This is a genomic window from Pseudooceanicola sp. NS-SX9, assembly GCF_057380705.1.
Genome location: NZ_CM170818.1, coordinates 1,587,360 through 1,600,180, shown reverse-complemented (window position 1 = coordinate 1,600,180; position 12,821 = coordinate 1,587,360). Strand labels below are relative to the sequence as shown.

Here is a 12,821-nt window from a genome sequence, read left to right as displayed (position 1 = left end):
CGCCTCAGACCTCGGCCGGCACCCGGGCCTGCTGGGCATGCAGCAGCTTCCAGGTGACGGCATCGACCAGCGCCTCGAACGAGGCATCGACGATGTTGGCCGACACCCCCACGGTGGACCACCGCCGCCCCTCGCCATCCATACTGTCGATGATGACGCGGGTCACGGCCTCGGTCCCGCCTTGGGTGATGCGCACCTTGAAATCGACCAGCCGCATGTCGTCGATGACGCATTGGTACTTGCCCAGATCCTTCGCCAGCGCCTTCGACAGCGCGTTCACGGGGCCCCGGTCATTGCCCTGCGCATCGAGGCTTTCCGAGACCGACAGGATCTTCTCGCCCTCGACATGGACCACGACCACCGCCTCCGAGACGCTGATCACCTGGCCCTTGTCATTCTTGCGCCGCTCGATGGTGACGCGGTAGCGCTCGACCTCGAAGAAGGTGGGCAGCTGGCCCAGTTGACGCCGCGCCAGCAGTTCGAAACTGGCCTGGGCGCTGTCGTAGGTATAGCCCTGATCCTCGCGCGCCTTCACCTCGGTCAGGATTTCGGCCAGGGCGGGATGGCCCTTTTCCACCGCCAGCCCGGCATCCGCCAGCCGCCGCCGCAGGTTCGACTGGCCGGCCTGGTTCGACATCGGGATGACCCGTTCGTTGCCGACGATCGCCGGATCGACATGTTCATAGGTCGAGGGATCCTTCAGGATCGCGCTCGCGTGCAGCCCCGCCTTATGCGCAAAGGCCGAGGCCCCCACATAGGGCGCCTGTTTCACCGGCACCCGGTTCAGGATGTCATCCAGCTGCCGCGACACCGTCACCAGGCTGGCCAGCGCCGAACGCGGGACGCCGGTTTCATAGCGGCTGGCATAGGGCTCCTTCAGCAGCAGCGTCGGGATCAGGGTGATCAGGTTGGCGTTGCCGCAGCGCTCGCCCAGGCCATTCAGCGTGCCCTGGATCTGGCGCACCCCGGCATCGACGGCCGCCAGCGAGCAGGCCACCGCATTGGCGGTGTCATTATGGGTGTGGATGCCCAGCCGCTCGCCCGGGATGCCGGCCGCGATCACCTCGCGCACGATCTCTCCGGTCTCGACGGGCAGCGTGCCGCCATTGGTGTCGCACAGCACGATCCAGCGCGCCCCCGCCGCCAGCGCCGCCCGGATGCACTCCAGCGCATAGTCCCGGTTGGCCTTCCAGCCGTCAAAGAAATGCTCGGCATCGAACAGCGCCTCGCGCCCCAGCGACACCAGGTAGCCGACCGAGCGCGCGATGTTCTCGACATTCTCCGCCAGCGAAATGCCAAGCGCCGTGGTGACATGAAAATCATGGGTCTTGCCCACCAGGCACACAGCCCCGGTCCCGGCATTCACCACCGCCGCCAGCACGTCGTCGTTCTCTGCCGAAACACCGGCCCGCTTGGTCATGCCAAAGGCCGTCATCTGCGCCCGCGTCGCAGGCGCCGCCTCGAAAAAGGCGCTGTCAGTGGGGTTCGCCCCCGGCCAGCCGCCCTCGATGTAATCGACCCCCAGCAGGTCCAGCATCGCCGCGATGCGGATCTTCTCGGGCGTGGAAAACTGCACGCCCTGGGTCTGCTGCCCATCGCGCAGCGTGGTGTCATAAAGATAAAGACGTTCCATCAGGCTCCTCCCGCCGGGGCCGCCGCAGCGCCCCGTCCCTGATCATTTTCTTGTCCGAAATACCTTCGGGGGTGAATGGCGCGCGCCCGCGCGCCAGAGGGGGCAGACAGCCCCCTGACCCGGCCTGCCGGATGCGTCACGCCAGCCCCTCCAGCTTGCCCGCGTCGAACCCCGGCCCCGGGATCAGCTCGACCCCCGCCTTCGACATCCGCACCTCGACACCGGCCGCGACCAGCGCCTGCTTCAGCCGGTCCACCTCCGAGAAATCCTTGCTCTCCATCGCCGCCGCGCGCACCGCGCTCAACAATTCCTTGTAGGGGTGGAGCACCACGACCGCCCCGACATCCACCTTGAGGCCATCCTCCCAACCCTCTCCAAGCCCCATCAGCTTCAGGTTGGCAAAGAGCTGCTTCAGATCACCATCGGCCGAAAGCTTGTGAAGACGCGCCATCGCCAGCGGAGTATTCAGATCATCCGCCAAAGCCGCCAGAACAGACTCCGGACCAACGGCAGGCCTGGCCGTGCTTTCAACCCCTTGCAACTGAGCGCGCCACTTGCGCAGCGTCTTCTCAGCTTCCTGGCGCTTCTTCTCTGTCCAGTCCATCGGCTTGCCGTAATGGGTGCCAAGGAAGACCATGCGGATCACCTCGCCCGGCACGCCCTGGTCCAGCAGATCGCGCACGGTGAAGAAATTGCCCAGGCTCTTGGACATCTTCTTGCCCTCGACCTGCAGCATCTCGTTGTGCAGCCAGAAACGCGCGAAATCGGCCTCGGGATGGGCACAGCAGCTTTGCGCGATCTCGTTCTCGTGGTGCGGGAACTGCAGGTCGATGCCGCCGCCATGGATGTCAAAACTCGCCCCCAGCAGTTCATAGCTCATGGCCGAGCATTCGATGTGCCAGCCCGGACGCCCGCGGCCCCAGGGGCTGTTCCAGCCCGGAAGATCGTCCGACGAGGGCTTCCACAGCACGAAATCCATCGGATCGCGCTTGTAGGGCGCGACCTCGACCCGGGCGCCCGCGATCATGTCCTCGACCGAACGCCCCGACAGCGCGCCGTAATTCTTGTAGCTGGCCACCGAGAACAGCACATGGCCCTCGGCCGCATAGGCATGACCGCCCGCGATCAGCCCCTCGATCATCGCGATCATCTGGCCGATGAAGGCGGTGGCGCGGGGCTCGTGATCGGGGCGCAACGTGCCAAGCGCATCCATGTCCTGATGATACCAGGCGATCGTCTCTTCGGTGCGCTCGGCGATCAGCTCCTCCAGCGTGCCGGGGGCGCCCGCCTCCTTGCGCGCCAGCGCCGTCGCGTTGATCTTGTCGTCGACATCGGTGAAATTGCGCACATAGGTCACGTGATCCGGCCCGTAGACATGCCGCAGCAGCCGGTAGAGCGTGTCGAAGACCACCACGGGGCGCGCATTGCCCAGATGCGCGCGGTCATAGACCGTCGGCCCGCAGACATACATCCGCACGTTGTCTTCGGTAATCGGAGCAAAGACCTCCTTCTTCCGGGTGCGGGCGTTGTGCAGCTTGATCTCGGTCATGTCTCGCTCCTGTGGGGCCACCTCGGCACCGGGCTGTCCTGAAGGCACGTCGCCCGCGGGCGGCTTTCAGGATCCTTTGCGACAGGGAAACGAGGAAGCGGCCCGCGAGAAAACTCTCAGCAGGGAATAATGCAGCCGGTAATGATGCAGCGCTTCGTCATGGGGGCGTTCATAGCGAAGCCCCCCGCGCCTGCCAAGCCTTCAATTGTCACAGCGATGTGCGTCAGAGGAATCCGGTCTCGACCGCGCGGGCCCAGTCCCAGCGGGCATGGGCGCGGGCGCGTCCGACCATGGCCGTGGTGTCGTAGGGCACGAAGCGCTGGCTGATCGACCAGTGGCCCTCGCGGCGCTCGACCAGGGCCCAGGCGGCATGGGCATGGCCGGTCTCGATCACATGCGGCACCGGCAGGTCGTCGCGATAGGCCGGGCAGCCGACCGATCCGGGGTTCAGCAGGATCTGCCCGCCGGGCAGGCGCATGGTCACCGGCAGATGGGTATGGGCACACAGGATCAGCGAGGCCGTGATGCCGGCCTGCGCGACCTCGGCCGCGATATCGTCGACATGGCGCAGCACGACGCTGCCGTCGGGCTGCACGGCATGGGTCCAGTAGCGGTTGTCGTCCCAGGGCATCGCGTGGCAGGCCCAGACATCGCCGAAATCCAGCACCTCGGGCAGATCGGCCAGCCAGGCCATCGCACAGGGATCCAGCACGTCGCGCGCCGCCCGGTCCGATGGCGCCAGATCGGCCTGCGGCTGGTCCAGCAGATAGCGGTCATGATTGCCGCGCAGCGCGATGAAGGGCCGCCCCAGCAGCTGGTCGGCCGCCGCCGCCGCATCCAGGGGCCCGCTGAAGTGATCGCCCAGCACCAGGATCTCGCCGGGGGCGAAGTGGTCGATATCGGCCAGCACGGCGCGCAAAGCATCGCCGTTGCCGTGGATGTCGGCCATCACGGCAAAGCGCCCCCCGAGCGGCGCCAGTCTTCTTGCGGCAAGCGTCCTCATGTCGCGGAGCCTTGCCGTTCCGCGGCATTCTGGCAAGCCCAAACCCCTTGCAACACGCCGGGATCTGCGAAACCCTTCCGCAACAGAATGTCCAGGAGGCGAAAGATGCACGATCCAGGTCCCGCGTTCCGCGCGCTGCACCAGCCCGGCCACCCCTTTGTGCTGGCCAATGCCTGGGACGTGGGATCGGCCCGGATGCTGGCCGCGATGGGCGCCCAGGCCATCGGCACCTCTTCCGCGGCCTTCGGCTTTACCATCGGCAAGCCCGACGGTCAGGTTACCCGCGACGAGGCCCTGACCCATGCCGCGGCCATGGTCGCGGCCACCGACCTGCCGGTCTCGGCGGATCTTGAGAACGGCTTTGGCGATGATCCCGACACGGTGGCCGAAACCCTGCGGCTGGCGGCGGATACCGGGCTGGCCGGCCTCTCGATCGAGGATGTGACCCGCGGCGGGGCTGCGGCCTATGATCATGCCCTGGCGGTCGAACGCATCGCCGCGGCCGCCGCCGCCATGCGCGCCCTGCCCCGCGACATGGTGCTGGTGGCGCGCGCCGACGGGCTGGTGCACGGCCATTACGACCTGGAAGAGGCGCTGGCGCGCATCAAGGCCTTCGAGGAGGCCGGCGCCGATTGCGTCTATGTCCCGGGCCTTGCCAGCTTCGAGGACCTGGAGCGCGTCGTGACGCATGTCTCGGTGCCGGTGAACGCCATCGCGATGGGCACGCTCGCCAGCTATGCCCGCGCCGATTTCGCCCGCATCGGGGTGGCGCGGATCTCGCTTGGATCGGCGCTGGCGCGGGTGACGCACCGGGCGATCCTGGACGCGATGAACGAGGTCTACGAGGACGGATCCTTCTCGCGGCTGAAGAAATCCGTCGCGGGGCCGGCCATCGACCACATGCTGGAAACCGGCGCGGCGCGGGGCTGATGCGGGGCCTGCGCGCGGCGGCCTGCCTGGTGCTGGTCTGCGCGGGTCCGCTGGCCGCGCAGGACCTGCCCGCGCGCCAGTGCGGCTACGTCAGCGACCTGGCTGGCCTGCTGCCCCCGGATCAGGCGCAGACGCTGAACCATGCGCTGCAGCAGGCCCGGCGCCAGCTGGGCCCGCAGATCGACATCGTCACCCTGCCCGACACCCGCTACTTTCGCCCCGGCGAGACCCTGGAGGCGTTCAGCCAGCGGCTGTTCACCGACTGGGCGATCGGCGATGTGCGGCGCAAGGACGGCATCCTGGTGCTGCTCATCGCCAGCGAGCGCCGTGCCCGGATCGAGCTGGGCGCGGGCTATGGCCCCCGCTGGGACCGCATCGCCCGCGAGATCCTGGAAGGCACCCTGCAACCCGACCTGCGCCAGGGGGCTTTTGCCCCGGCGCTGACGCAGGCCGCCCTGGCCACCCGTGACCGCATCGCCCGGCCCCATGCCGAGGGCCTGCCCCCCGCAGGCAGCCACCGGGCGTTGCATCTGACGGGGCTTGCGGTCTTCACGCTGGCGTTTCTTGGGGCACTGCTTTACCGGCGGGCGGCCAGCCTGCGGCTGGTGGCCAGCGCCTGCCCGCAGTGCCACCGCCGCGGTGGCCTGCGCCGGGCCCGTCGGATGGTGCTGCGCCCGGTACCGCGCCTGCCTGGCCGCGCCCTGCAGGACACCTGGTGCCTTTATTGCAGCTACCACGACCGGCGCCAGATCGTGCTGCCCGAACCCGGTGGCCGCCTTGCACAGGCCCACGACACCGCCCCGGACCACCCCTGAACGCGCCAAGTTGCGCCCCGCCGGGAGTGAAACGTCCGCCATAGCGGCCCGTCCGGTCCCGTGGCCCTGATCCCCGGCAACGGCAACGGCAACGGCAACGGCAACGGCAACGGCAACGGCAACGGCAACGGCAACGGCAACGGCAACGGCAACCGTGCCCTGGCGGCCATGGCAAGCCGCCAAACGTGCCGGTTCCACAGCCCCCGCCAACCCGGCCCCGCAAATGGCAACGGGCGGGGAAAACCCCGCCCGCTCCGATCCTTAAGGATCAACCGTCGCCTCAGGGGGTGACGGTGACTTTGACCATGCGGTCGGGCTCGCCGATGACCGAGCCGTTCTGGCCCATGCCGCGCTTGATCTTGTCGACCACATCCATGCCCTTGGTGACTTCGCCGATGACCGTGTACTGGCCATTCAGGAAATCGCCCGGCGCGAACATGATGAAGAACTGCGAATTGGCCGAGTTCGGGTCCTGGCTGCGCGCCATGCCCACGGTGCCCCGCTTGAAGGGAATGTCGCTGAATTCCGCCGGCACATCCGGCAGATGCGAACCGCCGCGACCTGCCATGCGCAGATCGCCGCCCACCTTGCCGTATTGCACGTCGCCGGTCTGTGCCATGAAGCCGTCGATCACGCGGTGGAAGTAGACGTCGTTATACGCCCCTTCCTTCGCCAGCTCGACCACCTGCGCCACGTTCTTGGGTGCCTTCTTGTCATAGAGGTCGATATGGACGGTGCCGTTGGCCTCGCCCGCGATCTCTATGTCCAGACCGGTCGCCGCAGCCGGGCCCGCAAGCCCCGCCACGCACGCAACGGCCATCAGAAGCTCACGCATCCGCGGCAACCTTGACCGTGATCATCATGTCGGGATCTGCCGGCGGCTCGCCGCGCACGATCGCATCCACATGTTCCATGCCCGAGATCACGCGGCCATAGACCGTGTACTGCCCGTTCAGGAAGTGGTTGTCGTTGAAGTTGATGAAGAACTGGCTGTTGGCCGAATTCGGGTTCTGGCTGCGTGCCGCGCCCAGGGTGCCGCGGTCATGCGGCAGACGCGAGAATTCCGCCGGCAGGTTCGGCAGGTCGGAACCGCCCGTGCCCGCCATGCGCAGGTTGAAATCGCCGGTCTTGTTGCCATTGGCCACGTCGCCGGTCTGCGCCATGAAGCCTTCGATCACGCGGTGGAAGACCACCCCGTCATAAAGACCCGCCCGCGCGAGTTCCTTCATCCGTTCCGAGTGCTTGGGCGCCACGTCCGGCAGGAGCTCGATCACGACGGTGCCGTTCTTCAGCTCCATGAGGATCGTGTTCTCGGGATCCTTGATTTCGGCCATTTGCCTCTCCTTCCACATGTTTGCGCCAGCAATATTGACTGATGCACCGATTGCCAAGCACAGCCTGTTGACCCCCGTCCCGGGGCAGGCGAGAAATCTCGCAAATTGGTTAAAGGAGATTGCCTCATGGGCTGGAAAACCCTTGATGACATGGATCTTTCGGGCAAGCGCGTGCTGGTGCGCGTCGACATCAACGTGCCGGTCGAAGATGGCCGTGTCACCGATGCCACGCGGATCGAGCGAATCGTCCCCACCGTGCAGGACATCGTGGCCAAGGGCGGCCGGGCACTGCTGATCGCCCATTTCGGCCGTCCCAAGGGCAAGGTCGTCCCCGAGATGAGCCTGAAAATCACCCTGCCCGCGCTGGAAACGGCCCTGGGCCAGGACGTGGCCTTTGCCGAGGATTTCGCGGCACTCGACACCATCGACGCCCCCGTCGTGCTGCTGGAGAACATCCGCTTCTACCCCGGCGAAGAAAAGAACGACCCCGCCTTCGCCAAGCAGATCGCGGCGCTTGGCGACATCTATTGCAACGATGCATTTTCCGCCGCCCACCGTGCCCATGCCAGCACCGAGGCCCTGGCGCGTGAACTGCCCGCCTGCGCCGGCCGGCTGATGCAGGCCGAGCTGGAGGCGCTGGAAGGCGCCCTTGGCACGCCCGTGCGCCCGGTGATCGCGGTCGTCGGCGGCGCCAAGGTGTCGACCAAGCTCGACCTTTTGGAGAACCTGATCGAGAAGGTCGACAAGCTGGTCATCGGCGGCGGCATGGCCAACACCTTCCTGGTGGCCCAGCACCTGCCCATCGGCAAGTCCCTGGCCGAGGTCGACATGGCCGACACCGCCCAGAAGATCATGCTGAAGGCCCAGGACATCGGCTGCGAGATCATCCTGCCCTCGGACGTGGTGGTGGCGCGCGAATTCAAGGCCGGTGCCGCCTGCGAGACCGTGGGCGCGGGCGAATGCCCCGAGGATGCGATGATCCTCGACGCAGGCCCCGAGGCCGTGGCCCGCATCGCCGAAGCCTTTGCCGAGGCGAAGACGCTGATCTGGAACGGCCCCCTTGGCGCCTTCGAGATCGAGCCCTTCGACACCGCGACCAATGCTGCGGCGCTGCAGGCGGCCGCGCTGACCAAGGCGGGCCAGCTGACCTCGGTCGCGGGGGGCGGTGACACGGTGGCGGCGCTGAATGCCAGCGGTGCGGCGGCCGATTTCACCTATATCTCGACCGCGGGCGGCGCCTTCCTGGAATGGATGGAGGGCAAGACCCTGCCCGGCGTTGCGGCGCTGGAGGGCTGAGGGGCCGGAAATCGCCCCCCGTCCCGGCGCGTTAGCGCAACCCCGATTGAAGTGTCTACCCCTGTCGCCTAGACAGGGGTAAGCGGGCGGAGGAGAGCCCCGCCTTTTCATGAACCCCTTAATTTCAGGCGATTGATATGAGCGACATGATGCAGGCCGAAATGGTCAAGACCGATCCGGCGATGGCCGAGCAGATCCGCAGCGGCGACGGCTTCATTGCCGCCCTCGACCAGAGCGGCGGCTCGACCCCGAAGGCGCTGAAGCTCTATGGCATCGAGGAAGACGCCTATTCCTCGGAAGAGGAAATGTTCCAGCTGATGCACGACATGCGCGCGCGCATCATCAAGTCCCCCGCCTTCAACGGCGAGAAGGTGATCGGCGCGATCCTGTTCGAACGCACCATGGACGGCGAGATCGACGGCCTGCCCACCGCCGAATACCTGTGGAAGGAAACCCAGGTCGTTCCCTTCCTGAAGGTCGACAAGGGCCTTGATGATGCCGAGGACGGCGTCAAGCTGATGAAGCCCATGCCCGAGATCGACGCCCTGCTGGCCAAGGCCGTGTCGAAGGGCATCTTCGGCACCAAGATGCGTTCGGTCGTCGATGCGGCGAACCCGGTGGGCATCAACAAGGTGGTCGAACAGCAGTTCGAAGTCGGCAAGAAGATCCTGTCCTATGGCCTGATCCCGATCATCGAGCCCGAGGTGACCATCACCATCGCCGACAAGGCCGAGGCCGAAGACCTGCTGCGCGACGCGCTGCTGGCGGCGCTGGACGCCCTGCCCGAAGGCATCGAGGTCATGCTGAAACTGACGATCCCCGAGGTCGACAACCAGTACAAGCCCCTGGTCGATCACCCGAAGGTCATGAAGGTCGTGGCGCTGTCGGGCGGCTATTCGCGCGAAGAGGCCAACGACCGCCTGTCGCGCCAGACCGGCATGATCGCCTCCTTCTCGCGGGCGCTGACCGAAGGCCTTTCGGCCCAGCAGTCGGATGCCGATTTCGACGCCACCCTGGCCGCCACCATCGACGGCATCTACCAGGCATCGGTCGCGGGCTGAGGCCCCGGCTGCAGAACGACTTCCGGGTCCCTTGCGGGACAGTCCGGACAGGGGGCGACTTGTCGCCCCCTTTTCTTTTGCCGGTGCGAAAGGGATTCCCCTGTCGAATCGGCTGTGCCATATTACCCAGGCACCGTCCGCCCGAGACGGGCCCCCAAGGGACGCCTCCAAAGGCGCCCCCTCGGGGCGCACAAGGAGTTGAGGCCATGAGCGCGCAGTCACGCCCCGGGTTCGGGATGTTCATCTATTTCAGCATCGTGCTGATGCTGGGGCTCTACTTTGCCTTTGCCGCCATCCAGGGGGAATTCGGCATCTTCGCCCGCGCCGAGGTCGAGGCCGACACCGCCCAGCTGCGCAACCGTCTGGCCGCGCTGCAACAGCAGATCGACGTCATCGACAACCGCAGCCACCGGCTGACCGACGGCTATCTGGATCTCGATCTGCTGGATCAGCAGGCCCGCGACATGCTGGGCCAGATCCGCGGCGACGAATTCGTCCTTCAGTAATCACCGCCTTTGCGCATTCCCGCGCCCCGGGGCCCGGCATTGCCGGGCCTTTTCTGCATCTGCACGGTCATTTCCGCTGCAACGCGGCAATTCCGCGGCGCGCTGCCGACGGCTGCATTCCATGCAAATCCCTCTTGCGGAACGGGAAAGCACGCCTAGGCTGCCACTTGCGTCAAATTCGCCCTCGCATCCCGCGGGGAATTGCTGTAGGGGATAGTTTAATACTAAACTATCCCAAGATCGCTTACCGATTCCACGGTCAATACGGGGAGGACACCTGATGGCGACCCGCAAATCTGCAGCCAAGCCGAACATCTCGGCCGATGAGCTGAAGAAGTACTACCACGACATGCTGCTCATTCGCCGCTTCGAAGAGAAGGCCGGGCAGCTTTACGGCATGGGTCTGATCGGTGGCTTCTGCCACCTCTACATCGGCCAGGAAGCCGTTGTGGTCGGCCTTGAAGCCGCAGCCAGCGAAGGTGACAAGCGCGTCACCTCGTACCGTGACCACGGCCACATGCTGGCCTGCGGCATGGACCCCGATGGCGTCATGGCCGAGCTCACGGGCCGCGAAGGCGGCTATTCCAAGGGCAAGGGCGGCTCCATGCACATGTTCTCGAAAGAGAAGCATTTCTATGGTGGCCACGGCATCGTCGGCGCGCAGGTGCCGATCGGCGCGGGTCTGGCCTTTGCCGACAAGTACCTGGGCAACGACCGCGTGACCTTCGCCTATTTCGGCGACGGCGCCGCCAACCAGGGCCAGGTCTACGAGACCTTCAACATGGCGGCCCTGTGGAAGCTGCCGGTGATCTTCGTGATCGAGAACAACCAATACGCCATGGGCACCGCGCAGAAGCGCTCGACCTCCTCGGCCGAGCTTTACAAGCGTGGCGAGGCCTATGGCATCCCCGGCGAGCAGGTGGACGGCATGGACGTGCTGGCCGTCAAGGCTGCCGGTGAAAAGGCGGTCGAGCACTGCCGCGCCGGCGAAGGCCCCTATATCCTCGAGGTCAAGACCTACCGCTACCGCGGCCACTCCATGTCGGACCCGGCGAAATACCGGACCCGCGAGGAAGTGCAGAACATGCGCGAAAAGCACGACCCGATCGAGGGCGTCCGCCAGATGCTGCTGACCGGCGAACACGCGACCGAGGATGACCTGAAGGCGATCGACAAGACCATCAAGGAGATCGTCAACAAGGCCGCCGAGTTCTCGAAGGAAAGCCCGGAACCGTCGCTCGACCAGCTCTGGACCGACATCTACGCCGAACTGGCGCCGCAAGAGCAAGACGCCTGAGGGAGACGACAAGAATGCCCACCGAAATCCTGATGCCCGCCCTCTCTCCGACCATGGAGGAAGGCACCCTCGCGAAGTGGCTCGTCAAGGAAGGCGACACCGTCTCTGCCGGTGACATCCTGGCCGAGATCGAGACCGACAAGGCGACGATGGAATTCGAAGCCGTCGACGAAGGCGTCGTCGGCAAGATCCTGATCGCGGCCGGCACCGAAGGCGTGAAGGTCAACGAACCGATCGCCGTGCTGCTGGAAGAAGGTGAATCGGCCGACGACATCGGCGCCGCCCCCGCGGCCGCCCCCGTCGCCGAAGCCCCCAAGGCCGAAGCGCCCGTGGCCGCCCAGGCCGCAGCGCCCGCCCCTGCCGCGCCGAAATCGAAGGCCAGCCCCGATTTCCCCGAAGGCACCCCGATGAAGACCCAGACGGTCCGCGAAGCCCTGCGCGACGCGATGGCCGAGGAAATGCGCTCGGACGAGACGGTCTTCCTGATGGGCGAGGAAGTCGCCGAATACCAGGGCGCCTACAAGGTGTCCCAGGGCCTGCTGGACGAATTCGGCGCCAAGCGGGTGATCGACACCCCGATCACCGAACACGGCTTTGCCGGCATCGCCGTCGGCGCCGCCTTCGGCACGCTGAAGCCCATCGTCGAGTTCATGACCTTCAACTTCGCCATGCAGGCGATCGACCACATCATCAACTCGGCCGCCAAGACGCTCTACATGTCCGGTGGCCAGATGGGTGCGCCGATGGTCTTCCGTGGTCCGAACGGTGCCGCCGCCCGCGTGGGCGCGCAGCACAGCCAGGACTACGCCGCCTGGTACGCGATGATCCCCGGCCTGAAGGTCGTCATGCCCTATTCCGCCGCTGACGCGAAGGGCCTGCTGAAGTCCGCGATCCGCGACCCGAACCCGGTCATCTTCCTGGAAAACGAACTGCTCTACGGGCAATCGTTCGAGGTCCCCGACCTGGAAGATTTCACCATTCCCTTCGGCAAGGCCCGGATCTGGCGCGAAGGCACCGATGTCACGCTGATCTCCTTCGGCGTCGGCATGAAATATGCGCTGGAAGCCGCGGACAAGCTGGCCGAGGAAGGCATCTCGGCCGAGGTCCTCGACCTGCGGACACTGCGCCCGATCGACTACGACTCGATCCTCGCCTCGGTGATGAAGACCAACCGCGTCGTCACGATCGAGGAAGGCTTCCCCGTCGGCTCCATCGGCAACCACCTGTCGGCCTACATCATGGAAAACGCCTTCGATTACCTCGATGCGCCCGTGATCAACTGCACCGGCAAGGACGTGCCGATGCCCTATGCCGCCAACCTTGAAAAGCTGGCGCTGACCACCACCGCCGAAGTCATCGAAGCGGTGAAGAAAGTCACCTACCGGTAAGGGAAGAGA

General features: G+C 66.0%; 12 protein-coding genes. 7 read left to right on the top strand and 5 right to left on the bottom strand.

What is annotated here, in order from left to right; genetic code table 11:
- Nucleotides 1–4 precede the first annotated feature (4 nt).
- The 3 genes from cimA to AC2ITM_RS07595 all read right to left on the bottom strand — a co-directional run bounded on the left by cimA (nt 5) and on the right by AC2ITM_RS07595 (nt 4,185).
- Nucleotides 5–1,633 carry a citramalate synthase gene (gene cimA / locus AC2ITM_RS07605; protein ID WP_486469211.1) on the bottom strand — a complete coding sequence of 543 codons (1,629 nt, stop codon included), beginning with the start codon at nt 1,631–1,633 and terminating at the stop codon, nt 5–7.
- A gap of 136 nt (nt 1,634–1,769) precedes the next feature.
- Nucleotides 1,770–3,182, bottom strand: coding sequence for a cysteine--tRNA ligase (gene cysS / locus AC2ITM_RS07600; protein WP_486469210.1), 1,413 nt, complete (start codon nt 3,180–3,182; stop codon nt 1,770–1,772).
- A gap of 223 nt (nt 3,183–3,405) precedes the next feature.
- The gene (locus AC2ITM_RS07595) at nt 3,406–4,185 is read right to left on the bottom strand and encodes a metallophosphoesterase family protein (RefSeq protein WP_486469209.1); all 780 of its coding nucleotides are present in this window, start codon (nt 4,183–4,185) and stop codon (nt 3,406–3,408) included.
- Nucleotides 4,186–4,290: 105 nt separating this feature from the next.
- On the opposite strand from AC2ITM_RS07595, the gene AC2ITM_RS07590 reads away from it, so the two are divergent.
- Complete coding sequence (locus AC2ITM_RS07590) at nt 4,291–5,115, top strand: isocitrate lyase/PEP mutase family protein (RefSeq protein ID WP_486469208.1); 825 nt, start codon at nt 4,291–4,293, stop codon at nt 5,113–5,115.
- A complete protein-coding gene (locus tag AC2ITM_RS07585; RefSeq protein WP_486469207.1) occupies nt 5,115–5,930 on the top strand; it encodes a TPM domain-containing protein in 816 nt (271 codons plus the stop codon). Before AC2ITM_RS07590 ends, AC2ITM_RS07585 begins: the two co-directional genes overlap by 1 nt.
- Before the next feature lie 280 nt (nt 5,931–6,210).
- Here the strand turns inward: AC2ITM_RS07585 and AC2ITM_RS07580 are convergent, their stop codons facing one another.
- Entirely contained in the window at nt 6,211–6,765 is a 555-nt protein-coding gene (locus AC2ITM_RS07580; RefSeq protein ID WP_486469206.1) for a peptidylprolyl isomerase, read from the bottom strand.
- Nucleotides 6,758–7,264, bottom strand: a complete 507-nt coding sequence (locus AC2ITM_RS07575) for a peptidylprolyl isomerase (protein WP_486469205.1) — start codon at nt 7,262–7,264, stop codon at nt 6,758–6,760. The genes AC2ITM_RS07580 and AC2ITM_RS07575 overlap by 8 nt, the downstream gene beginning before the upstream one ends.
- A gap of 126 nt (nt 7,265–7,390) precedes the next feature.
- On the opposite strand from AC2ITM_RS07575, the gene AC2ITM_RS07570 reads away from it, so the two are divergent.
- From AC2ITM_RS07570 to AC2ITM_RS07550, 5 genes are all read left to right on the top strand, one after another.
- Nucleotides 7,391–8,560 (top strand): phosphoglycerate kinase, encoded by a 1,170-nt coding sequence (locus tag AC2ITM_RS07570; RefSeq protein ID WP_486469204.1) that lies wholly within the window; start codon nt 7,391–7,393, stop codon nt 8,558–8,560.
- A 146-nt stretch (nt 8,561–8,706) separates the two neighbouring features.
- The gene (locus tag AC2ITM_RS07565; RefSeq protein ID WP_486469406.1) at nt 8,707–9,621 is read left to right on the top strand and encodes a fructose bisphosphate aldolase; all 915 of its coding nucleotides are present in this window, start codon (nt 8,707–8,709) and stop codon (nt 9,619–9,621) included.
- A 206-nt stretch (nt 9,622–9,827) separates the two neighbouring features.
- Complete coding sequence (locus AC2ITM_RS07560; RefSeq protein WP_486469203.1) at nt 9,828–10,127, top strand: FtsB family cell division protein; 300 nt, start codon at nt 9,828–9,830, stop codon at nt 10,125–10,127.
- 280 nt (nt 10,128–10,407) lie between these two features.
- A complete protein-coding gene (pdhA, locus tag AC2ITM_RS07555) occupies nt 10,408–11,424 on the top strand; it encodes a pyruvate dehydrogenase (acetyl-transferring) E1 component subunit alpha (protein ID WP_486469202.1) in 1,017 nt (338 codons plus the stop codon).
- A 14-nt stretch (nt 11,425–11,438) separates the two neighbouring features.
- On the top strand, nt 11,439–12,812 hold the full coding sequence (locus AC2ITM_RS07550) for a pyruvate dehydrogenase complex E1 component subunit beta (RefSeq protein WP_486469201.1): 1,374 nt from the start codon (nt 11,439–11,441) through the stop codon (nt 12,810–12,812).
- The last annotated feature ends 9 nt before the right edge of the window (nt 12,813–12,821 follow it).

Bases quoted from the DNA above. Each gene is read 5' to 3' on its own strand.
- AC2ITM_RS07575 (WP_486469205.1), bottom strand. From the start codon at position 7,264: ATGGCCGAAATCAAGGATCCCGAGAACACGATCCTCATGGAGCTGAAG.
- AC2ITM_RS07590 (WP_486469208.1), top strand. From the start codon at position 4,291: ATGCACGATCCAGGTCCCGCGTTCCGCGCGCTGCACCAGCCCGGCCAC.
- AC2ITM_RS07565 (WP_486469406.1), top strand. From the start codon at position 8,707: ATGATGCAGGCCGAAATGGTCAAGACCGATCCGGCGATGGCCGAGCAG.
- AC2ITM_RS07580 (WP_486469206.1), bottom strand. From the start codon at position 6,765: ATGCGTGAGCTTCTGATGGCCGTTGCGTGCGTGGCGGGGCTTGCGGGC.
- pdhA (WP_486469202.1), top strand. From the start codon at position 10,408: ATGGCGACCCGCAAATCTGCAGCCAAGCCGAACATCTCGGCCGATGAG.
- cysS (WP_486469210.1), bottom strand. From the start codon at position 3,182: ATGACCGAGATCAAGCTGCACAACGCCCGCACCCGGAAGAAGGAGGTC.
- AC2ITM_RS07585 (WP_486469207.1), top strand. From the start codon at position 5,115: ATGCGGGGCCTGCGCGCGGCGGCCTGCCTGGTGCTGGTCTGCGCGGGT.
- AC2ITM_RS07570 (WP_486469204.1), top strand. From the start codon at position 7,391: ATGGGCTGGAAAACCCTTGATGACATGGATCTTTCGGGCAAGCGCGTG.
- AC2ITM_RS07560 (WP_486469203.1), top strand. From the start codon at position 9,828: ATGAGCGCGCAGTCACGCCCCGGGTTCGGGATGTTCATCTATTTCAGC.
- AC2ITM_RS07550 (WP_486469201.1), top strand. From the start codon at position 11,439: ATGCCCACCGAAATCCTGATGCCCGCCCTCTCTCCGACCATGGAGGAA.
- cimA (WP_486469211.1), bottom strand. From the start codon at position 1,633: ATGGAACGTCTTTATCTTTATGACACCACGCTGCGCGATGGGCAGCAG.
- AC2ITM_RS07595 (WP_486469209.1), bottom strand. From the start codon at position 4,185: ATGAGGACGCTTGCCGCAAGAAGACTGGCGCCGCTCGGGGGGCGCTTT.